Here is a 22239-nt window from a genome sequence, read left to right as displayed (position 1 = left end):
TCCATGTCCGATCCTGGTTGGAATCCCCTGCACGGTGTCCCCTCCTACCCCGCAGAGCGCTTCGCTGCCCTTGCCGACAGGATCGGCGGCATATTGCGCAGCCGCAACGACATCCTGCTCGTGCAGGCCGAGGCGGTGGTGGCGCTGGAGGCGGCGGCCGTCAGTCTTGCGCGTCCCGGCCTGACAGCACTCAATATCATCACCAGCCCCTATGGCGGCTGGTTCGGGCAATGGCTGCGGCGGGGTGGTGCGACGGTCGCCGATATTGTCGCCGAGCCAGGCCTGCCGGTCGAGATCGAGGCGGTGGCAAAAGCGCTCGACGCCGGTCCCCGGATCGATGTGCTTGCCTTGGTTCACGCGGAATCGGCGAGCGGCATTCTGAACCCCCTGCCCGAGATACTGGCGCTTGCGCAGGCACGCGGCATCGTCACTGTTGTCGACGCAGTCGCCTCGGTTGGTGGCCATGAACTTAACGTTGACGATCTCGGCATCGACATCGCGGTGATCGGGCCACAGAAGGCGCTCGGCGGCCCGGCCGGCGTGTCCGCACTTTCCGTCAGCGGCGGCGCCTGGGATCTGATCCTCAGAGACGGCGCCCCGCGCGATTCGATCTTGTCTTTGGCCGATCTGAAGAGCTGGATCGACGGCGGCCGCCGTAGCCTGCCGGGAACACCGGCGCCGCTGGAATTCTTCGCGCTGGAGACGGCGCTCGACCGCATCGAGGCCGAAGGCCTGGAGAATGTCGTCGCTCGCCACGCTCTGGCGGCATCGGCGACACGGGCAGGGCTTGCCGCACTCGGAGCCTCGGCCTGGGTACCGGCAGCAAAGGCTTCGAACCTGGTGACGGCGGTGCCGGTGCCGGAGGCGCTGGCGCCTGCCGCGCTGATCGCAACCGCCGGGCAGCTCGGGGTCGAGCTGAGCGAAGGCGTCGGAACCGCGCCGGCCCGTCTCGTGCGGCTGAACCACACTGGTCCGCGCGCCGCATTCCAGACGGTGCTCTCGAATGTCGTGGCGTATGGTGCGGCCCTCAGGCAGGCCGGCCATGCTGCGGATATCCCAGCCGCTTCGGAGGCGATGTCGGCGGCCTATAGCCGCTGATAGGATGTTCTCAGAGCCGGGAAGGCCTGTCGGCGACCACAAGGCCGCCAGCCCGACTTAAGCCCGGCCTGACGAAAACTTCCCGGCACCCCGACGAAAGCCCTATTCGGCCCTTGATAATCACGGCTCGTCAAGGCAGGAGAGTGGCATCGCGGAGACTTGATGCAGATGACGAGATTGCTGGATGCGCAGGGCTTGGAGATTTCGCATGAGGGGCATCGTACCCGCCTGAAATGGCACCGGTTGCGCAAGCAGTGTGCCGATCCGCTGTTTTCCGCCGAGGTGATGGCGGAAGGCTTTGCGGCGGGCGCCTCGATGGAGCTCGATCTGCGCGTGCGCGCCGACGGCGGTTTCGTCGTGCTGCACGACAAGGAACTCGAAGGCGAGACGACAGGACATGGACCGGTCGCCGAAAAGAGCGTCAGTGACCTCAGGGATATCAGGATGCAAGAGGGCGACCGGCCGCTGATCCTCAGCGAGGATCTCGCTGCCATGATGCAATCGACGCATCCAGCCGCATTGCTGCAATTCGACATGAAGGACGACTTTGAAGCGATCGGCGCCAGGGGCGTCGCGCATCTGGCCGCGCATTTTAGGGATATCGCCGCCTCGGTGATTGTCAGCGGCGACAGTCTCGACCTCATCGTCGCGGTCAAGGAGAAACTTCCCGATCTCCTGCGCGGCATCGATCCGACTGACAAGCTCTACGGCATCAGGAAGGCCAGCGGCTGGAAGGCGGTCGAGACGGAACTGCGCGCTGACCTGCGCGGCCCGACCGAGCCGGACACGATCTATCTGCACTGGCCGCTGATCCTTGATGCGGCCAATGCGGGGCTGGATATGATCGCGCTCTGCCAGGACGAAGGCAAACGCGTCGATGCCTGGACCTTCACCCTGAAGGATCCGGAGGCCGGTTTCAGCGAAGAGGAATGGCGAGGCTTTTCGGCGCTGGTGGCCCTGAAGCCGGATCAGATCACCACCGACGAGGCACCGGCGACAGAACGCGCCTGGCGCCGCCGCATGGCGGATTAACCGGCGGACATTGGAGCATAATGCCGAAAGGTATGAGAAGCTTTCGATACCCTGGTTCTGGGTTTGTCGCCTGTTTTTTTGCAGTTTGCATCATTTTAAACTTCTGATGCTATCCATATCCAGCAGACAAATGTTGGTGTTCGATATGCAAGTTGTTGATACTAAAGCAATTGCGCAACAAGCAAATTCCAGCTTGCAGGAAGCGTGGCATCTTGGGTGTACGGGCCGGTCGGTTGAGGCACTCACACTGGCCGGCGAAATTCTTGCCGATGCCAAGGCGCGGGGCGACGATCGGCTCGCCGCGCAATGCGACACCGACATTGCCTGGTACTGTTTTCAGATCGGCAAGGCCGAACTTGGACTGACGCATGTCCGCCGGGCGGTAGACTTCTGGAAATTGAGCGGGGAGCCCAAACAGGAATCCTGTGCCCGGGCGTATTCCGGATGGTTGCTCTTGGAACTGGGCCTGCCCGAGGAAGCGATCGAAGAAGCCACCCGCGCGTTGGATCTGGCCGACAAGACCGCAGACTTGAAAGCGCAAAGCCTGGCGACCAACGTCATTGGAATTATCTTCTGGTACAACAAACAGCCCGACCGGGCCATTTTGATGAGTGAGCGGTCCGTCGAACTCGCCAGATCAATCGGCAATAAGACCTACGAATGCTGGTGGCTCATCAATCTCGGCGGCGCTCATTCGGAAGGCGGATATATCGCGGAGGCGCTCGGCCAGCCGGGGGAAGGACGCCAGATGCTGGTGAGAGCGCTGGAACTGACCGAACAGGCGCTCGACATTGCAACCGAGACCGGCGACAGCTGGGCTGCTCGCATCTGTCTCGGCAATAAAGCCGAATTCCACAGCCACTTGGGCGAACATGACAAGGCGCTCCAGTGCATGGTCCGCTACCGGCTATTTCAAGAGAACAGCTATGTCAGGGACAGGCAGCAATATCTCTACACCTTGGGCCAGATCTACAACAATTCCGGAAAATTCGCGGAAGCCCTGTCGCCGCTGCTCGAGGCGGTGGAGCTGATCGACGACGGCGGTAGTTTCGATTCCTGTATCCAGATCTATCTCTATCTGTCGCAGGCCTATGAAGGGCTGGGACAGTTCGATCCGGCGCTGGCGGCTCATAAGAAATACCATCAGGCCTATTTGCGCAATAGCGCCGAGAGAACCCAGCAGCGCGCACGTCTCGCCGAAATTTACTATGAAACCAGGCGGTTCAAGGAAGTTGCCGAAACGGAGACGAAGCGCGCAGAAACGCTGGAGGCCTCCTATCAGAAATTGCAGGAGCAAACCGATATCCTTGCCAGTGCCGTCTATCTGGACACGCTGACCGGGCTCTATAACCGCAAATATCTCGACAGCCGCTTTAAGGAACTGATGTCTGAGAAGCGTCCATATTCCATCGCGATGCTGGATGTCGACCACTTCAAGTCGATCAACGACAACTTCTCTCACATGATCGGCGACCGGGTCCTTAGTACCATTGGGGCCATATTGCGTAGCCAGTTGCGAATTACCGATCAGGCAGTTCGCTTTGGCGGCGAGGAATTCGTCGTCCTGCTCGCTGGCGCTCCCCGAGGTGCCGCCGATGTCTGCGAAAAGCTGCGTTCGGCCATTGAACAGTGGGACTGGTCCGAGATCTGCAACGGGCTGCACGTCACGATCAGCATAGGTGTTGCCAATACCCTGTCTGCCAAGTCTCCGAACGAGATTTTGGCGATCGCCGATCAGAATCTCTACACGGCTAAAAAGAGCGGCCGCAATCGCGTTGTTGGGTAACGCTCGCAGTTTCGCCAATCGGGCGGATCGCGTCTCTGGGACGGTGTATCTATAGCCCCTCGATGTCGAGGATGAACGCGAATTCGCCGGCAAGCCCCGGCGAGTAAGAGATGACGGGTCCGCCCTGCGCAAGCAGCCTGTCAACCGGCGGCATCGCCACCACAGCGCCGGCCTCTTCGGCAATCAGCGCGCCGGCGAGCATGTCCCAGGCATTGAGGTGGCGTTCGTAATAGAGATCGGCGGCACCCTCGGCGACGCGAACGAGGTCGATGGCGGCAGCACCCATGCGGCGATAATCCATGCCGCGTTCGTGGAGCCGCCGCGAGAGCGCGAGGTAATCGTCGAAGCTCGTCTTGCGGGAATGGCCGAGAATGACAAGCGCATTGGCCGGATCGACGGTCGCAGCCGCATGCACCGGAAGACCGTCCTTGAAGGCGCCGCCGCCGCGGACGGCGTGAAAGACTTTGTCTCCGGCGGCGTCGTAGACCACGCCGATCTCCACCTTGCCGCCGACGACGAAGGCGATCGAGACGCCCCAGTGCCGGAAGCCTCTGATGTAGTTGGTCGTGCCGTCGATCGGATCGACAACCCAGGTGCCGCCCTCGCCCGATCGTCCGCCGCTTTCTTCGCCCATGAAAGTATCATCCGGAAAGCGCGAGAGCAGCCCCTCGCGGATCGCCTGCTCGGCCTTCCTGTCGGCGATGGTGACGAAATCCTGCAGTCCCTTGTTCTCGACGGCAAGCGCGCCGAGCTCAGACTCGTGCCGAAACCGGGCCGTTTCCCGCCCGACCTCGAGGGCAACGGTGATGGCGACCTCCGCCCGTGCGCGGATGGCAGCGGCGTCGAATGCGGAGTTCATCAGGCGGTCCTTCTTTTGATCAGTGTCACCGGCGTAAATTCGACACGCGCCGTCAGGTCCGGTTCAGCCATCCGGCTCATCAGCAGGTCGATCGTCTTTTCGGCCTGAACGTCGCAGGGTTGACGGATGGTCGTGAGATCGTAGGCGGTCCAGCTCGCCTGAGGAATGTCGTCATGGCCGATGATGGAGAGCGGCGGCGCATCATCGCGGCCGCGGCCCTGCATGACGCGGTCGATGACGCCGCAGGCCATGTAGTCGTTGGCGCAAAACAGCCCGTCTATGCCGGATGCGGCAAGTTCGGCTGCAGCATCGTAGCCGCTCCGGTAGTCGTTGATTCTGACCTGCAGAAACTGCGCCTCGACGCCGAGCTGCTTGCAGCGTGCAATGAAGGCCTCGCTGCGCCGCCGCGCCGTATAGGATATGGCAGGGGCGGCCATCACGGCGGGTTTTCGCGCGCCACTGTCGATCAGGTGGGTGGCGGCGAGATGGCCGGCCATGCGATCATCGGAGATGATGCGGTCGACGAAGGGAATGTCATTGCCCTTGTTGATCAGCACGATCGGCACACCCTCAGCCGCACACTGCTCGCAGATCTCGGTCGGCGGGGCATCCGAGGTGACGATGACGCCTGAGACGGCGTAATGCAGCAGCTGGCCGATGACCGTCGAAGTATCCGCCTCCGGCGAGGTCGGCAGCAGGATGGGGCGGAAATTGCGGGCGAGCAGCATTCTTGCCAGATGCTCGATCTGCAGCGTGCGGAACGGATTGTCGAGGCCGGCGGCGACGACGCCGACGAGATCGGAGCGTTTGTTGGTCAGGCTTCGAGCAAGATAATTCACCCGGTAGCCAAGTTCCTTGGCGGCCTGATAGACCTTCTCGCGCGTCTTCGGCGAGACGCTGGCATCCGGCGTGAAGGCGCGCGACACGGCGGCGCGCGAGACGCCGGCCACACGCGCCACGTCGAAGGAGGTTACCTTGCGCGGTCCCTTATCCCTATCTGCCAACTGCTTTTTCCTTGACTGCCGACGGCCGCATCAGATCGGGCAGATCCGTGCAGATGCCGAGAACCGGAAGCTTCATGATGTCATCGAGAATGGCCGGCCGCTCCTCGTGCCAGAGCACGATCTCGCGGCCAGCATCGAAGGCACGGCGCATCAGCGCGTCGGTCACCAGATCCTGCGGACGTTCGCCTGCCCTCTCCCAGCATAGATGCACGATATCGGCGCCGGCCTCGTCAGCGAGCGCGTGCGGATCGTGGCCGACCCGGATCAGCACCGAAAGCGGGAAATCGCAGGCCGCGTCGCTAAGTTCGCGCACCTGTGCTGTGTCGAAGGAGCCGAGACAGGCGAAACGCTGGTTCATCTCGGCAAGGTGCTGCCAGCAGCGCATGCCGGTCCCAGGCGCCTTCAATTCGATATAGAGGCCGGTCCCGGTCTCGCGGCCGAGTGCGGCCACCTCCGAAAAACTCGGCACGTCGACGCCGTCGAGGCCGGCAAGCTCCGCCGCCGTCATCTCGGAAATGCGGCGGTCGATGCCGAAGACGCGCTCGAGGTGATCGTCATGCGAGACGACGACCACGCCGTCCTTGGTCAGCTGCGTGTCGAGTTCCCACATTTCCGCGCCGAGCTCGGCGGCGCGGCGGAAGGCGGCGATGGTATTTTCGCGTTCATGGCCGCTGGCGCCGCGATGGCCGATGCAAAAGGGAAGCCGGCCCTTGCCCGATGGCCAGCCGTAACGCTCAAAAAATGCCGAGAAATCGCGGGTCATCAGAGCCTCCTGCCATTTTCGTCGAAGACGAATATGCCGCGGCTGTCGATCGCCCAGCGGACGTCGTCGCCCACATGGATATCGCTGCGCACCGGCTGGATCGAGCGCAGCAGCGGTCCGCCGGCAAGAGCCACGTCGTAGAGGTTCTCGCGACCCTGTGTTTCGGCAAAGGTGACCTTGCCCGGCACGGCGATGTCGCCTGCCGGCGTAAAATGCTCCGGCCGGACGCCGAGCATCAGCTTCGTGCCCTCGGCGGCGCCGACAGAATCCGGCAGCGGCACGCGGATCTCGCTTTGCGGGATGATGAAGGCGCCCTTGTCCACGACGCCGCGCAGGAAGGTGATCGGCGGATTGCCGAGAAAGCCGGCGACGAAGGCGGTCTTCGGATCATTGTACATTTCGGCAGGCGTGGCGATCTGAACGATCTCGCCTTCCTTCATGATGGCGATGCGGTCGCACATGCTCATCGCCTCGACCTGGTCGTGGGTGACGAGAATGGCGGTGATGCCGGTCTCGCGCTGCAGGCGGCGGATTTCCGAGCGCATTTCGAGGCGCAGCTTGGCGTCGAGATTGGCGAGCGGCTCGTCGAGCAGCAGCACATCGGGCTTGCGGATCAGCGCGCGGGCCAGCGCCACGCGCTGCTGCTGGCCGCCGGAAAGCTCGGCCGGCCTGCGGCCCATCAGGTTGCCGATCTGAACGAGGGCGGCGATGCGGTCGACTTCCTTGCGGATTTCGGCGGCCGGCATGCCCTTCACCTTCAGCGGAAAGCCGATGTTCTCGGTAACCGTCATGTGCGGATAGAGTGCATAGGACTGGAAGACCACTCCGACATTGCGGGCCTGGCTCGGCAGGTCGGTGACGTCGCGGTCGCCGAAGAGGATGCGCCCGCCGCTCGGCCGGTGGATGCCGCAGACAGAAAACAGCGTCGTCGACTTGCCGCAGCCGGAAGGGCCGAGCAGCGCCAGCATCTCGCCGTTGCCGACTTCGAGCGTCATGTTCTCGATGACCTTGGTGGAGCCGAAGCTCTTCGAAAAATTGTCGAGGAGGATGCGCATCAGCCTTTGCTCCCGCCGCCATAGATGTTCATGAGATATTTGTTGAAGAGCGCGTAAACGATCAGCACCGGAACGAGGTAGAAGACGCCGACCGCTTTGAACATGTTGAAATCATAGTTGTTGTCGTCGGCGAGGAAGGCCGCGAGATAGACCGAGAGCACCTGCACCTGATTACCAGGCGCCAGCACTTGCGGTAGGATGAACTCGCCCCAGCCGGAGAGGAAAGAAAAGAGGCCAAGCGCCATGATCCCGGGCTTGACCTGCGGCAAGACGAGGCTGCGCCAGACCCGGAAGCGCGAGGCGCCGTCGACGACGCCGGCCATTTCGATTTCCCAGGGCACTGTGTCGTAGAAGCCCTTCATCAGCCAGATGCCGAGCGGCAGGTCGATCGCCGCCTTCACCAGGATGACGCCGATAAGCGAATTGTAGAGGCCGATCATCTGCAGCACGATGAAGATGGCGATGATCAGCGTCACCGACGGGAAGGCATGCAGCACCATGACGCCGGCAAGGAAGAAGCCGCGCGCCGGCACGTTCAGTCGTGACAGAACATAGCCCGCCATCGACGAAACGATGAGCACGAGGCTGGTGGTGCAGGCCGCAAAGAGCAGCGTATTCACAGTCACCTGCCAGATGTTCGCCTTGCCCTCCGTCGTCTGCCAAAGGAATCGCCAGTGACTAAGCGTCAAGCCGGAGGGCAGCAGCGCGTCCGCCTGCTTCACGGTCACGGTGTCGAGGAAGAGATAGACATACATCAGCAGCAGCGGCAGGCTGACGATAGTCAGCGCCGTTATGACAGGCCAGCTGCGGTAATTTGCCGAGGGCTGCGATCGTTCGGCCATGGTCAATCCTCGATCAAGGGCTTGGCGACAAGCGTGCCGTAGTTGAAGACGCGCAGATAGAGGAGCGACAGCATCACGCCGATGACGACGAGCACCAATGCCATGGCGGCACCCAACCCGTATTCCAGATTGCCGGCATAGTTCCTCAGCGCCGTGTGATAGGCGGACAGCGCCCAGACCTCGGTCGCATTGCCCGGTCCGCCATTGGTCGCAAGCAGGATTTCATTGAAGGAGGCAAGCAGCGACAGCGTCTGATAGCAGGTAACGAAGAGGATCGGCCAGCGCATCTGCGGCAGGATGATGTAGCGGATCTGCTGCCAGCGCGAGGCGCCGTCGACCTCGCTCGCATAGAACTGGCTCTTCGGAATGGCCTTCATCGCCGAGGAGAACACCAGCATGCCCATCGAGGCGCCGATGAAGCCGTTGATCAGCACGACGAAGAGCCAGGCGTTATAGGCGTTGTCGAGCAGGTAGTTCTTCGGCGGATAGCCGAACTTGCCCATCAGGATAGAGATGAATCCGCTGTCCCAGGCGAGCCACTTCCACAGCATGACGTAGATGACGACGGGCGTGATGCGCGGCAGGAGCCAGATGCCTCGGAAGATCGATGCCGGCGTCGGCGGCATGTAATGCGTCCAGATGGCCAGCAGTAGCGCATAACCGACATTGAACAGCATCAGCACCAGCGCGACGTAGAGCACGGTATTGAAAAGCACGCGCGCCATGTCGGGCGAGGTGGCCATGCGTGAGAAATTGTCGGTCGTCCAGGTCCAGCCGGTATAGGTGACCCTGGCGACGGTTTCCTTCTGTTCCGGCGTCAGCTTGAACCCCAGACTGTCCAGCGCCGAAAAGAGCTGCTCCTTGCTGTCGAAACGGGTGTTGAGGACGGAGCGGTTGAACTGTTCGGAGATCTGCTTGACCTCGCGTGTCGAAGGTCGCTCGGCAAGATCCTTGATCATGCGCTCGACGTCGCGGCGTGTCGGAAAGACCTCACCTGTATGTTTGGCGCGCAATTCCGCGGCAATCCCCGGCGCAAGCCCGAGGCCCTCGACGGCCTTGAGGCCTGCGTCGTCGATCGTGTAGCGCGGTTCGGCCATCTCGGCAGCGATGTCTGGCATCGCTGATTTCAGCGCGATCAGGGAATTGGGCGCGATCTGGTAGACACCGCCGGAAATGCCGGTCGCCGTCGTCATGTTGGTCATCGAGAAGACCGCCGTCAGAACCACCGGCATCAGGAAGAAAAGAACGATCATGATCGCCGCAGGCGCGATCATCACCAGTCCGAGCGTTCTGGACGATTTCATGGAAGCCCCCTCATCGCGGACCGACCGGGCAGCGGGTTACCGCCGCCCGGAAGAGTGCTTCGATCTAGCGGATGACGATCTTGTCGCCGAGCGTGCTCTTCAGCTCGCTCTCGGCATCGCCAATGGCGGCGTCGACGGTCTTGGCACCGGTCCAGGATGCTTCGAGGTTCTTCCACATGATGTTCCAATATTTGCCGAAATCGGAATTGTTCGGCATCGCATTGGCATGCGGCAGCAGGCGCTCGGTGGCTTCGCGGGTCCAGCGGTCGGCCGAGTAGAAGTCGACCGTGGCTTCCGACTTGGAGATGCCGAGATGGGCTGATTTGACCGCATGCAGCGCGTTGGTGCGCGGCTCGGAGGCGATCTTGACCAGCTGGGCGGCGATCTCGGTGTCTTCCTGGTCGTGACCTGCGGTCAGCAGGTAGACGAGCGGATGGGTCAGCGTGTTGGCCTTGCCGCCTTCGCCGGCGGGGATCAGCGTGAAGATCACGTTGCCGAAGAAGTCCTTCAGGCCTTCCTGGTTGACGAGGCGGGCATAGTGCCAGGTGCCGCCGTCCCAGATGCCGGCCTTGCCGGTGGCGACTTCTTTCCACCACTGGTCGCCCGGCATGCCGATGTGGTTCTTCTTGGTAACACCGGTCTTCACGGCATCGGCGAAGAACTGATAGGTGCGGGTCATCGCGGCCTTGTCGAAAACGAGCTTGCCGCCTTCTTCCATCGTACCGCCGAAGCTGGTGTAGAACTGCCAGTAATCAGGGCCGTTGCTGGTGCGCGGATAGAAACCGTAGCCGGCCTGGACGAGGCCCTTGTCCTGCATCTTCTTGGCGTCTTCGAGCAGGTTCTTCATGGTGTACTTACCGTCCTGGACGCTCTGCGGCAGCGCATCCAGATCGGCATCGCTGTAACCGATCGCCTTCATGTAAGGCTTCCAGAAGAACATCGGACGGGATTCGGCATCCTGCGGGATGCCGTAGACGGTGCCGTTATAGGACGCGATCTGCAGCAGGTTTTCATAGATGTCGCTGAGCGGCCAGGAGTCGAGATCGACATAATCCTCGATCGGAACGATCAGCCCGGCCTGCGACCAGGGTGCGATGTCTTCATGGCCGCTGACGACGATATTCGGAGCGGTCTTGGCTTCGGCGGCAAGGGTCAGCGCCTGCTTGAAGTCCTCCCAGGCCGAATAGGGCTTCTTCTCGACGGTGATCTTCAGCTCTTCGCCCTTGAGGGCGGCTTCGCGCTGCAGCTGCTGGGCTGCGATCTCGATGGCGTCGAGGCGATAGACGTCGTTCGGGCCGGTACCGCCGGCCCAGACGCTGATGTGAACGTCCTTGGCGAGTGCAATTGCGGAGGTCGAAGCCAGGATGGCGGCTGCGACGGCAAGAGATTTCAATGTCGGCAAAATGGTCATCTTCTTCGTCTCCCTAGAAGAGCAGTGTGAGGCCTCTTGACGGGTCAGCACTGCTGATGATGACCGCTCCGAAAACCCCACGAAAACGTGGCGTATCCCGCTCTAGGGGTTGAACGTAACGGCCGAATGACAAAATTGAGCACGTGTGCAAAATTATTATGACGATGTCCGCGCGACTTGCAAGCGGCGGTTTTCGACAGGCGTCTTTTACGCTTCAAATTGCGTATTTCCTGGGCTAGCATCGCGTCATGAGCCTTGAATCCGTCCGCGCCTTCCTCAGCGCCCACGCACCCGATATTGAAATCATCGAAACCGCCGAGAGTTCGTCGACGGTGGCGCTTGCCGCCGAAGCCCATGGCGTCGAGCCGGCCCAGATCGCCAAGACGATTTGCCTGCGTGTCGGCGAGCAGATGATGCTGGTCGTTGTCGGCGGCACGGCGCGGCTCGACAATCGCAAGTTCAAGGACACGTTCGGAGCCAAGGGGCGCATGCTCGATGCCGAAGAGGTTGTGGCCGTCACCAGCCATCCGGTCGGCGGCGTCTGCCCCTTCGGCCTGCCGTCGCCGTTGCCCATCTATTGCGATATCTCGCTGAAACGTTTCGATGAAGTCGTGCCGGCCGCCGGCTCGACAAACTCGGCCGTGCGCATCGAAACCGGACGGCTGGCGGAGCTGACCGGCGCCAGCTGGGTCGATGTCTGCCAGTAATGGCGGCGAAGAGCTTCACACGGCGGAAAGAGTCCCTATATTACATCTCGATATGCCGTGATTGCGCATGACAGGAGATCAGGAATGCCGAGTGCCGTTTCGCGTTTTGCCAAGGTCGCGGCCATTGCCGCTCTGACGAGCGCTACCGTTTTTGCTTCCCTTGACGATGCCGAGGCGCGCCGCGCCGGCAGCGGCGGTTTTGGCAGCCGCGGCACGCGCACCTTCCAGGCACCGCCTGTCACCAGCACTGCGCCTGGAACCGCCGCGCCGATCGAACGGTCGATGACGCCGCGTTCGCAGACCACGGCACCCGCCACCGCACAGCAGCCTCTCGGCGCTCAGCGCCCCGGTTTCCTCGGTGGCTTCGGCCGTTCGATGATCGGCGGTCTGATTGCCGGCGGCCTTCTCGGCATGCTGCTCGGTCACGGTTTCGGCGGCGGTTTCGGCTTGCTCGGCATGCTGCTGCAGATCGCGCTGATCGGCGGCGCCGTCATGCTCGCCATGCGTTATTTCGCCAACCGCCGCCAGCCTTCCTACGGCGTCGGAGGCCAGAGCCGGTCCTATAACATGTCGCCCAAGAATAATTCGTCCTTCCAGATCCCAACGATCGGTTCGGGCGGCGGATTCGGCGGGCAGTCGCGCGGCAATCGGCCAAGCGACGAGATCGGGCTGGCGCAGGCCGATCTCGATCAGTTCGAGGAACTGCTGACCCAAGTGCAGACCGCTTACGGCGCCGAGGATTACGGCACCTTGCGCCGGCTGACGACGCCTGAGGCGATGTCCTATCTTGCCGAGGAGCTTGGCGAAAACGCCACCAACGGTGTGCGCAACAGCGTCTCCGACGTCAAGCTGCTGCAGGGCGATATTGCCGAGGCCTGGCGCGAAGACGGCCAGGAATATGCGACGCTCGCCATGCGTTATTCCTCGATCGACGCGATGGTCGAACGCGACAGCGGCCGCGTCGTTTCCGGCGACGACCGCCGTCCGAGCGAAAGCACCGAGGTTTGGACCTTCGTCCGCAAGTCTGGCGCCGATTGGAAGCTTGCGGCGATTCAGGGTGCCGAGCAGCGCGCCGCCTAAAGCGACGCGTCACGTCGGCATTCTGTTCTAATTCACCGCCACCGGTTTGGAACGCATGCGGGAGACCGTCTCGCGTTCCGCCCGCTTGCAGCGCATCGGCGGCAAGCCGCGATCCATCAGCTCCATATCTTCGAGCACCATGTCGCCCATCTTCTTGAAGGCGCTGTCGAGCGCGCCGGCCCGGTGGGCCGAGCGGATGAAGCCTTTCAGGCTCCGCACCGGATGATCGGCCGGCAGCGGCTCCTCAGGATAGACGTCGCTGGCCGCGACGATGTGGCCTGACGAGACGGCCGCCATCAGCGCATCGAAATCGACGACATCGGCGCGGCTGAGCAGGATGAAGGCCGCGCCCCTGCGCATGCTGGCGAAGGCCTTAGCGCCGAGAAATCTTCTGTTCTCGCTGGTGACGGCCGCGACGACGAAGACGAAATCACTCTTCGTCAGGACATCCTCGAGGCTCGCCGGCTCGACGCCGTTTTCCTCGAGGATCGATTGTGGCAGCCAGGGATCGAACACCCTGATCCGGGCTCTGAAGCCGGACAGCAGCCTCCGCAGCGCCTTGCCGAGATCGCCGAAGCCGACGATGCCGATCTCGGAGCCGGCGATAAGCCGCGCACTTGCATTCCCCTCCCCTCCCCAGAGTTCGTTGCCTTGGCGAAAAGCGACATCCGCATCGACGATGCCGCGCGCCAAGGCCAGCGCGAAACCGAGACCGATTTCGGCGACTGGCTCGGCAAAGACCTGGCCTGTGGTCACCACATGGATGCCGCGCTCAAAGAGCACCTCATAGGGCATGTTGTTGAGAAGATTGCTTTCGACATTGAGGATCGAACGCAAGGCCGGCATTCTGGCCAGCGTTTCCGCCGAAAGTGGCGGTTGACCGATGATGTAACGCGCCTTGCCGAGGACTTCGTCGCCGAGACCGGCGATATTCTCGGGATCTGCCTCGACGATCTCATATTTCGCCTGCAATTCGGCGCGCGCCTTGTCGCTGAAAATCAGATCGAGCGTGCGCGGCTCGGGCGCGCTGATCGCCAGCGGCCGTTCGGTATTCGTCATGGCGTCTCCTCCATCACGGCGGTCTGCGCCGTCTCTGCCGGACGATTGATAGCCTCTGTGGGGGACCGTTTCCAGTTCGATCTTGAGTCGCTGGGGCGCTGGGAGGCGCTATCGAAAGCGGCATCTGCCTATCAGATAAGCAATTGAATTGGCTCGGTATTTCATGGCATTTTCGTTGACGGCGCGAATTCTTTGAACTAGCGTGATGCACGCGACTTGGAACCATGCCTTTGTTCGGCGGCCGCAGGATATTCGAACTCACGAGGGAATGAGCAATGAAATCAGCACTCAAGAGCGGTCTGTTTGCCTTGGCTGCCGCAGCGCTTCCAGCCGTCGCCTATGCCCATCCCGCCATCGGCGAAGCTGCCGGCTTCAGCCATGGCTTTGCCCATCCGATCTCTGGCCTCGATCATGTCCTCGCCATGGTGATGGTCGGTGTTTTCGCATTTCAGCTCGGTGGCCGCGCCACCTGGCTCGTGCCTACGACCTTCGTTCTGGTGATGGCACTCGGCGGTGCGCTCGGCGTTGCTGGGATCAATGTTCCCTTCGTTGAAATTGGCATCGCGCTTTCCGTCGTCGTCCTCGGCGCCGTCGTTGCGCTCAATGTCAAGGCGCCGCTCGCCGCAGCACTCGGCATGATCGGCCTCTTCGCCATCTTCCACGGTCATGCACATGGCGCCGAAATGCCGGAAAATGCCGCCGGTGCCGCCTATGCCGCCGGCTTCATGGCCGCGACGGCGCTGCTGCATGTCGCCGGTCTCGTCCTTGGTTACGTCATCGGCCGCGCCGGTGAACGCCAGGGCGTCTTCGTGACGCGCACGGCAGGTGGCATTGCCGCCATTGCTGGTGTCGGCATCCTGGCCGGCTTGATCTGAGCCGGACGGCATTCCTGAACGAAAACTGGGCAGCGGCGGCGGCCTAGACATCTCAATCCGACCAGAACGCCCGGCAGGCAAGCGCATTGCCGGGCGTTTCTGCGTGATTGCGGTAAAGTGCTGTGGACTTGACCCAAGTCAAATCCAGCCACGTCGTACCGGGCTATATCTAGCCAACGATCAACGAACGGACATCCAAATTGACGCAGGCATGCCTTGCCGATTGTCGGCGAGACGTGAAAGTCAGTATAGTGATTTCAGAAATTTCTGAAATCACAGACGCAACGGAAACGACCATGAACCTTCCGCCTCTCGTCCAGTCCTTCGTTCTCCACTTCGGCGAAATGGGGTCGCGCTGGGGAATCAACCGCACGGTCGGCCAGATCTATGCCCTGCTCTACGTCTCGCCCGCGCCGATCTGCGCCGAGGAGATCGCCGAGTCGCTCGGCATCTCGCGCTCCAATGTGTCGATGAGCCTGCGCGAATTGCAGGCCTGGAACCTTGTCATCCTGAAACACAAGCCGGACGATCGCCGCGATTTCTTCACCACCCCGGACGATGTCTGGCACATATTGAGGACGCTTGCCGAGGAGCGAAAGAAGCGCGAAGTCGATCCGACGCTGTCGGTTCTTCGAGAGATCCTGATGCAGCGGCCGGCCAGCGACGCCGAGCGGCATGCGCAGCAACGCATGAGCGAGATGCACACGCTGATCGAGCAGCTGACGCATTGGTATGAAGACGTAAAACAACTTGAAACAGAAAGGCTCGCAACGCTACTCTCGCTTGGCGCGAAAGTGACCAAGCTTCTGGAGGCCAAGGACCGGGTCGTTTCGCTCGGCCGCAGCCGCCGGCCAAATCCTGCGAACAAGAGTTAGCGCCATGGGCACTGCTTTCTTCGACGCGAAGGACGGACGGGGCGCCAAGCCGGTGCCGGACGGCGATACTGTCTCGCCTGTCACTGGCCCCGATAATGTCAAAGGTGGGCTGCGCAGAGCGGCAATGCTGCAGGCGATGGCCGCCGCCATCTGGATCCCGCAGGCGGCATTGCTCGCCGTCTCGGTCGGCCGGATCGCCGATGGCGGCGGATTGCATGACGTTCTCTGGCCCGCCCTCGGTATCCTCGCCCTCGGATTTGCAAGAAGCTGTCTCGATGCGGCTGGCGGCCGCCTGGCTTTTCAAGCCGCCCGCGCTGAACTCAGCCGCAGGCGGCAGATCGCCGCCGCGGCACTTTCCGTGTCGTCGCCGGTCGATCGCGACCGATCTGCCTCCGGCAAAGCGGCAAGTGTCATTGGCGAACAGGCCGAGCTGATCGTGCCTTATCTCGCCCGTTTCCAGCCGGCACGGATGAAGGCCAGCCTCGTGCCGCTCATTATCCTTGCCTTCATCCTTCCGGTCTCCTGGATCGCGGCTCTGGTTTTGCTGTTTGCCGCGCCGCTGATCCCGATCTTCATGGCGCTGATCGGCTGGCGTGCCCAGGCGGCCAGCGAAAGGCAACTCGCCGCGACCGGTGGCCTCAACGGCTTCCTGCTCGATCGGCTGCGCGGACTGGCGACCATCCGTTCGCTCGACGCAGTCGATGCAACGGCACTCCGCCTGCGGTCGGAGGCAGAGTCGCTGCGTGCGCGCACCATGGCGGTGCTGAAGATCGCCTTTCTGTCCTCGGCGGTGCTCGAGCTTTTCGCCGCACTCGGCGTGGCGATGATTGCCGTCTATGTCGGCTTCAGCCTGCTCGGCGAGATCCGCTTCGGCACTTGGGTAGGCCGGCTCGATCTGACCGAGGGACTGTTCATCCTGCTGCTCGCACCAGCCTTCTTCGAGCCTCTGCGCGAACTCTCGGCCGTCTGGCACGATCGGGCGGCCGGCGAAGCGGCGCTGAAGGCCCTGGACACCCTCGCTGCCGGCAGCCTGTCCATCCGAGGAGCAGCCGAAGTCGCGCCAGCGGCATCTGCCGTCGCCGAAGCGCCGGCCATTCGTCTTGAGAATGTCGATTTCCGCTACAACGCCGACGAACCGTTGATCCTCGACGATTTCAACCTCGATATCGCGGCCGGCGAACATCTGGCGTTTCTCGGCGCTAGCGGTTCCGGCAAGTCGACGCTTCTTTCGCTCATATCAGGACTGGCGCCCTGTACCGGTGGCCGCATCGTCATCGGCGGCATCGAACTTGTGGACGATAGCGCCCACGCCTTGCGCGCCAGCATGGCATGGATCGGCCAAAGACCGCATATTTTCGCAGGCACCATCGCCGGCAATATCGCGCTCGGCAGGCCCGGTATCCTGCGCGGCGACGTGACGGATGCGCTCGACGTCGCCAGGCTCGGAAAAGTCGCCGCCGCCTATGGCAACCGGCCGCTCGGCGAAGGCGGGATCGGGCTTTCCGGCGGCGAGGCGCTGCGGCTGGCGATCGCGCGGGCGGCCTGCAATCCGCATCTCCGGATCATCCTGGCCGACGAGCCGACCGCACATCTCGACGCCGCCACCGCCGCCGAGGTGACCGAGAGCCTGCTTTCGCTCGCCAGGGGTCGCACTTTGATCGTTGCGACCCACGATCCGCTGCTTGCTGCCCGCATGCATCGCGCCAAGCGCGTCGATGCCGGCATCGTTATCAGGGAGGCCGCCGAATGAGCGGATTTGCTGCGGACCTCAAGCCGATCCTGCGTCTGTTCCTTGCCGAGCGCCGGCGTGCGCTGCTGCTCGGCGCGGCACTTTCTGCAGCGACGGTAACGGCCGGCATCGCCCTGCTCGGCCTGTCCGGCTGGTTCATCACCGCCACCTCACTCGCCGGCCTTTCGGCTGCTGCCGCCATCACATTCGACGTCTTTGCGCCGTCAGCCGGCATCCGCCTGCTCGCCATCGTCCGTACGGCCGCGCGCTACGGCGAAAGGCTTGCGACCCATGACGCAACGCTCGGCGTGCTCGCCGCCCTGCGCGAAAGGCTGTTTCGCGGTTTTGCCGAACCGAGTGCTGCCCGCGCCCTGCTCCATCGTCCGGCACGGCTGCTCTTCCGGCTGACGGCCGATATCGATGCGCTCGATTCCCTCTACCTGCGCATCCTCGTGCCGGCTGCGGCGGCGATCGGTGCAGCGCTGGCGGCAAGCCTCGTGCTAGGGCTGATGCATCCCGTGTTCGGCCTGTGCTTCGGCCTTTTTCTCGCCGGTGCCGGCCTCGGCCTGCCGTTGATCGCTGGCCGGGCGGCGCGCAAACATGCCCGCCAACGCGCCCATGGCATCGAGGCGCTGCGGTCGCGGACGATTGATCTCGTTGCCGGCCAGACCGATCTGCTGATGGCCGGCCGACTTGCCGCACAGAGGGAGACGATTGCCGCGGCAGACCAATACTGCGCCCGCGCCGACGACCGGCTGAACCGCGTCGAGACCGGCCTGACATTCGGCTTCGGCCTCGTATCCACCCTGCTGCTGACGGCATCACTGCTTGCCGTCGCAGCACTTGCGGAAACGAAGGCGATCACCGCCCCTGTCGCCGCGCTCGGCCTGCTTGTCGCCTTTGCGGCAGTCGAACCCTTCGCAGCGCTCCGCCGCGGTGCCCTGGAACTTGGGCGGACGCTGCTTGCGGCAAGGCGCATCGCGCCGCGGCTTGCCGTCGCGGCGGCACCCGAACCATTGGCGCCGCCGTTGCCGGGATACGCCTTTTCGCTGGCGAAGGTGTCGGCCTTCCATGAAAATTCCGCCGTGCCGGCGCTTCAGGGCATCGAGCTCGGGCTTGCACAAGGCGAATGTCTAGCCATCATCGGCAGCAGCGGCGCCGGCAAGTCGAGCCTGCTTACTCTCCTTTCCGGTGAATTGCCGGCAAGGACCGGAAATGTTGCCGCGATGACGGCGACCCTGCTGACGCAACGGACGGAGCTTTTCGAGGACAGCCTGCGCGGCAACCTGCTCCTTGCAAACCCGGATGCGAACGAGGCCCGTCTTCTCGAAACGCTCGCCGCCGCCGGCCTGCTTGCCGATATCGAGGCCATGCCTGGGGGGATCGATACCCGGCTCGGCGAAGGCGGGCTCGGTCTTTCCGGTGGCCAGTCGCGCCGGCTAGCGCTTGCCCGGCTCTTCCTCCGCGACACGCCGCTCTGGCTTCTCGACGAGCCGACCGAGGGCCTTGACGGCGTCACCGCCCGAGACGTGCTCAGCCGTCTGTCGGCCATGGCGGCGGGCCGCTCGTTGGTGATCGCCACGCATATCCGCCGGGAGGCATCAATCGCCGACCGCATCGCCGTCATTGAAGGCGGCCGCATCATAGAAGTTTCGCGCCGCGGAGAGGCGGCGTTCGAAAAGGCGCTCGACCGGCTTCGGCCGGACTGAGCGAACTGCATGCCCTCACGCGCCGGTCGGCGCTGAGGAACGCCCTGTACCCCGTGGGACCGTGGGAGAAAAACAATGGAACTAGATATCGTCGCGTTATCGCGCTTCCAATTTGCGCTGACGGCGCTTTACCACTTTCTATTCGTGCCCTTGACGCTCGGCCTGTCCGTGCTCTTGGCGATCATGGAAACCGTCTATGTCATGACCGGCCGCCAGATCTGGCGGCAGATGACGAAATTCTGGGGCACGCTGTTCGGCATCAACTTCGTGCTCGGCGTTGCCACCGGCATCGTCATGGAATTCCAGTTCGGCATGAACTGGAGCTATTACAGCTATTATGTCGGCGACATCTTCGGCGCGCCGCTGGCGATCGAAGGCCTGATGGCCTTCTTCCTCGAGGCGACCTTCGTCGGCCTGTTCTTCTTCGGCTGGGACAAGCTGTCGAAGGTCGGCCATCTGGTCGCCACCTGGGCGGTGGCGCTGGGCTCGAATTTTTCCGCCCTCTGGATCCTGATCGCCAATGGCTGGATGCAGAACCCCGTGGGATCGGCGCTCAATCCGCAGACGATGCGCATGGAGATCACAAGCTTCTTCGACGTGGTCTTCAATCCGGTTGCCCAGGCAAAATTCGTCCACACGGTATCGGCGGGATACGTCTGCGCCTCGATCTTCGTGCTTGGCGTTTCTGCCTGGTATGTGCTGAAGGGCCGGCATATCGAGCTTGCCAAGCGCTCGATGACGGTCGCGGCCTCCTTCGGCCTCGCCTCGGCTCTATCAGTCGTCGTGCTTGGCGACGAGAGCGGTTATCTCGCGACCGAGAACCAGAAGATGAAGCTTGCCGCGATTGAGGGCATGTGGAAGACGGAGCCGGCGCCGGCGGCGTTCACCGCCTTCGGCTTCCCCGACCAGGAGGCGCGCGAAACGCATTTTGCCGTGCATATTCCCTGGGTCATGGGCCTGATCGGCACGCGGTCGCTGACCACCGAAATCCCCGGCATCGACAAGCTCGAACAGCAGGCCGAAACCCGGATCCGGGACGGCATCAAGGCCTACGACGCTCTGATGCAGATCCGTTCGGCATCGGCACAGGATCAGGTTGCTCAGGAAGTGCGCACCTCCTTCGAGGATCTCGGCCATGATCTCGGTTATGCTCTTCTTCTGAAGCGCTATGTCGACGATCCGCGTCAGGCGACCGAGGAACAGATCGTTCAGGCCGCACGCGATACGATACCGCACGTGCCGACGCTCTTCTGGTCCTTCCGCATCATGGTCGGTCTCGGTATCTTCTTCATCCTGCTGACCGCCACCTTCTTCTGGCTGTCGGCGCGCCGCCATCTCGACAAGTATCCGCTGCTTTTAAGGATTGCCGTGATTGCCATTCCCCTGCCCTGGGTTGCCATCGAACTCGGCTGGATCGTCGCCGAGTTCGGCCGCCAGCCCTGGGTGATCGAAGGCGTCCTGCCGACGGCAGCCGCCGTCTCCAGCCTCGGCGCAGGCACCGTGCTTCTGACCATCATCGGTTTTGCGGCGCTCTACACGACACTGATCGTCATTGAGATGGGCCTGATGATCAAGGCGATCAAGCAAGGACCGGAGCCGGACGACGAGCCGGAAGCTGTTCTGATTTCCGAAACCCTCGTCCCGGCCGCGGAGTGACCTGCCATGATCCTTCACGAACTCATCGACTATGAAACCCTGCGTCTCATCTGGTGGCTGCTGCTTGGCGTCCTGCTGATCGCTTTTGCGACGACCGGCGGCTTCGATCTCGGCGTCGGCACGCTTCTGCCTTTCGTTGCCCGGACCGATACGGAACGGCGCGTGGCGATCAACACCATCGGCGCCACCTGGGAAGGCAACCAGGTCTGGCTGATCCTCGGGGGCGGCGCCATCTTCGCCGCCTGGCCGCCGCTTTACGCTGTCTCCTTTTCGGGCTTCTATCTGGCGATGTTCGCGATCCTCTTCGCGCTCATCCTGCGACCGGTCGGCTTCAAATATCGTTCGAAGCGAGAAAGCGCCAGCTGGCGGAGCGGCTGGGACTGGGCGCTCTTCGTCGGCGGTTTCGTGCCGTCGCTGATCTTCGGCGTTGCCGTCGGCAATGTGCTGCAGGGCGTACCCTTCCGCTTTGCCGACGATATGCGGATCTTCTACGAGGGCTCGTTCTTCGCCCTCCTCAACCCCTATGCGCTGCTCTGCGGCCTGCTTTCCCTATCGATGCTGACGATGCATGGTGCGGCATGGCTGGTGTTGAAGTCGAGTGGCCCGGTCGCAGTGCGTGCCAGGAGCTATGGCAGCATCGCCGCCCTTGCCGTCATCGTGCTTTTCGCACTCGGCGGCCTCTTCTTGTGGATCGGCGTCGGCGGCTATCGCATCACCAGCGATATCAGCCCGATCGGCCCCTCCAATCCGCTGCTGAAGACCGTGGCGCTGGAGAAAGGCGCGTGGCTTGCCAATTACGGCGCTCATTCGTGGATGATCATCGCACCGGTCCTCGGCTTCGTCGGCGCGGCACTGGCCTTCATTGCCATGCGGGCAAGGCGCGAGGTCATGACGCTGCTCTTCAGCAAGGTGGCAATCTTCGGGATCATCTCGACGGTCGGCCTGTCGATGTTCCCGTTCATCCTGCCCTCCTCGCTCGATCCGCGATCGAGCCTGACAGTCTGGGATGCATCCTCCAGCCACATGACGCTGTTCATCATGCTTGTGGTGACGGTGATCTTCCTGCCGATCATCTTCGCCTACACAGCCTGGGTCTACAAGGTTCTGTGGGGCAAGGTCGATGAGAAGTCGATCACCGATAAAAATAGCCACGCTTACTAGAGCGATTCAGTAGAACCGCTCTAACCTTTTGTTTTTACGCAATTCCGGACGGGAAACCGCTTCGCACTTTTCCTGGAATTGCTCTGAGGGAGACCAAACGATGTGGTATTTTGCATGGATCCTCGGCCTGCCGCTGGCCGCCGCCTTCGCCGTCCTCAACGCCATGTGGTATGAGCTGATGGACGACGCGGCCAGGAAGAAAGCTTCCGAGCCGCGCAAGTAGAAATGCAAAGG

20 protein-coding genes are annotated in these 22239 nt (G+C 62.6%); 12 read left to right on the top strand and 8 right to left on the bottom strand.

The features are described from left to right. Positions 1–3 precede the first annotated feature (3 nt). The 3 genes from HX898_RS26805 to HX898_RS26795 all read left to right on the top strand — a co-directional run bounded on the left by HX898_RS26805 (position 4) and on the right by HX898_RS26795 (position 3916). Positions 4–1098: an aminotransferase class V-fold PLP-dependent enzyme gene (locus tag HX898_RS26805; RefSeq protein WP_180196278.1), complete on the top strand. Its 1095-nt coding sequence runs from the start codon at positions 4–6 to the stop codon at positions 1096–1098. A gap of 168 nt (positions 1099–1266) precedes the next feature. Beyond that, positions 1267–2130: a glycerophosphodiester phosphodiesterase family protein gene (locus HX898_RS26800; protein ID WP_180196334.1), complete on the top strand. Its 864-nt coding sequence runs from the start codon at positions 1267–1269 to the stop codon at positions 2128–2130. 130 nt (positions 2131–2260) lie between these two features. Further along, positions 2261–3916: a GGDEF domain-containing protein gene (locus HX898_RS26795; RefSeq protein ID WP_180196277.1), complete on the top strand. Its 1656-nt coding sequence runs from the start codon at positions 2261–2263 to the stop codon at positions 3914–3916. 49 nt (positions 3917–3965) lie between these two features. On the opposite strand, the gene HX898_RS26790 is transcribed toward HX898_RS26795, so the two are convergent. The 7 genes from HX898_RS26790 to HX898_RS26760 all read right to left on the bottom strand — a co-directional run bounded on the left by HX898_RS26790 (position 3966) and on the right by HX898_RS26760 (position 11154). Then, complete coding sequence (locus HX898_RS26790) at positions 3966–4775, bottom strand: inositol monophosphatase family protein (RefSeq protein ID WP_180196276.1); 810 nt, start codon at positions 4773–4775, stop codon at positions 3966–3968. Then, a complete protein-coding gene (locus tag HX898_RS26785; RefSeq protein WP_180196275.1) occupies positions 4775–5779 on the bottom strand; it encodes a LacI family DNA-binding transcriptional regulator in 1005 nt (334 codons plus the stop codon). The genes HX898_RS26790 and HX898_RS26785 overlap by 1 nt, the downstream gene beginning before the upstream one ends. After that, positions 5769–6542, bottom strand: coding sequence for a glycerophosphodiester phosphodiesterase (locus tag HX898_RS26780; RefSeq protein ID WP_180196274.1), 774 nt, complete (start codon positions 6540–6542; stop codon positions 5769–5771). Before HX898_RS26780 ends, HX898_RS26785 begins: the two co-directional genes overlap by 11 nt. Then, on the bottom strand, positions 6542–7597 hold the full coding sequence (locus tag HX898_RS26775; protein ID WP_138334010.1) for an ABC transporter ATP-binding protein: 1056 nt from the start codon (positions 7595–7597) through the stop codon (positions 6542–6544). The genes HX898_RS26780 and HX898_RS26775 overlap by 1 nt, the downstream gene beginning before the upstream one ends. After that, positions 7597–8439, bottom strand: a complete 843-nt coding sequence (locus HX898_RS26770) for a carbohydrate ABC transporter permease (protein WP_003549234.1) — start codon at positions 8437–8439, stop codon at positions 7597–7599. Before HX898_RS26770 ends, HX898_RS26775 begins: the two co-directional genes overlap by 1 nt. A 2-nt stretch (positions 8440–8441) precedes the next feature. Beyond that, entirely contained in the window at positions 8442–9743 is a 1302-nt protein-coding gene (locus tag HX898_RS26765) for a sugar ABC transporter permease (RefSeq protein ID WP_180196273.1), read from the bottom strand. 64 nt (positions 9744–9807) lie between these two features. After that, complete coding sequence (locus HX898_RS26760) at positions 9808–11154, bottom strand: extracellular solute-binding protein (protein WP_138334004.1); 1347 nt, start codon at positions 11152–11154, stop codon at positions 9808–9810. A 248-nt stretch (positions 11155–11402) separates the two neighbouring features. Here HX898_RS26760 and HX898_RS26755 point away from each other — a divergent pair, with 248 nt between their 5' ends. Beyond that, positions 11403–11861, top strand: coding sequence for a YbaK/EbsC family protein (locus HX898_RS26755; RefSeq protein ID WP_180196272.1), 459 nt, complete (start codon positions 11403–11405; stop codon positions 11859–11861). 84 nt (positions 11862–11945) lie between these two features. Beyond that, on the top strand, positions 11946–12941 hold the full coding sequence (locus tag HX898_RS26750) for a Tim44 domain-containing protein (RefSeq protein WP_180196271.1): 996 nt from the start codon (positions 11946–11948) through the stop codon (positions 12939–12941). Positions 12942–12968: 27 nt separating this feature from the next. On the opposite strand, the gene HX898_RS26745 is transcribed toward HX898_RS26750, so the two are convergent. Next, a complete protein-coding gene (locus HX898_RS26745) occupies positions 12969–14000 on the bottom strand; it encodes a hydroxyacid dehydrogenase (RefSeq protein WP_180196270.1) in 1032 nt (343 codons plus the stop codon). A 275-nt stretch (positions 14001–14275) separates the two neighbouring features. Between HX898_RS26745 and HX898_RS26740 the strand changes: the two genes are divergently transcribed. The 7 genes from HX898_RS26740 (at position 14276) to cydX (ending at position 22228) form a co-directional block, all read left to right on the top strand. Beyond that, entirely contained in the window at positions 14276–14875 is a 600-nt protein-coding gene (locus HX898_RS26740) for a HupE/UreJ family protein (RefSeq protein WP_180196269.1), read from the top strand. A gap of 296 nt (positions 14876–15171) precedes the next feature. Next, positions 15172–15750, top strand: coding sequence for a GbsR/MarR family transcriptional regulator (locus tag HX898_RS26735; protein WP_180196268.1), 579 nt, complete (start codon positions 15172–15174; stop codon positions 15748–15750). A 4-nt stretch (positions 15751–15754) separates the two neighbouring features. Then, the gene (gene cydD, locus HX898_RS26730) at positions 15755–17500 is read left to right on the top strand and encodes a thiol reductant ABC exporter subunit CydD (protein WP_180196267.1); all 1746 of its coding nucleotides are present in this window, start codon (positions 15755–15757) and stop codon (positions 17498–17500) included. Further along, entirely contained in the window at positions 17497–19188 is a 1692-nt protein-coding gene (locus HX898_RS26725) for an ATP-binding cassette domain-containing protein (RefSeq protein ID WP_180196266.1), read from the top strand. Before cydD ends, HX898_RS26725 begins: the two co-directional genes overlap by 4 nt. A 75-nt stretch (positions 19189–19263) precedes the next feature. Then, a complete protein-coding gene (locus tag HX898_RS26720) occupies positions 19264–20844 on the top strand; it encodes a cytochrome ubiquinol oxidase subunit I (RefSeq protein ID WP_180196265.1) in 1581 nt (526 codons plus the stop codon). A gap of 6 nt (positions 20845–20850) precedes the next feature. Continuing rightward, positions 20851–22005 carry a cytochrome d ubiquinol oxidase subunit II gene (gene cydB / locus HX898_RS26715; protein WP_180196264.1) on the top strand — a complete coding sequence of 385 codons (1155 nt, stop codon included), beginning with the start codon at positions 20851–20853 and terminating at the stop codon, positions 22003–22005. A 100-nt stretch (positions 22006–22105) separates the two neighbouring features. Beyond that, complete coding sequence (cydX, locus tag HX898_RS26710) at positions 22106–22228, top strand: cytochrome bd-I oxidase subunit CydX (RefSeq protein ID WP_017957645.1); 123 nt, start codon at positions 22106–22108, stop codon at positions 22226–22228. The last annotated feature ends 11 nt before the right edge of the window (positions 22229–22239 follow it).

The sequence above is a fragment of the Rhizobium sp. WYCCWR 11128 genome (assembly GCF_013416305.1).
In the GTDB taxonomy this organism is placed as follows: domain Bacteria; phylum Pseudomonadota; class Alphaproteobacteria; order Rhizobiales; family Rhizobiaceae; genus Rhizobium; species Rhizobium indicum.
This window is presented reverse-complemented; position numbering and strand designations above follow the sequence as displayed.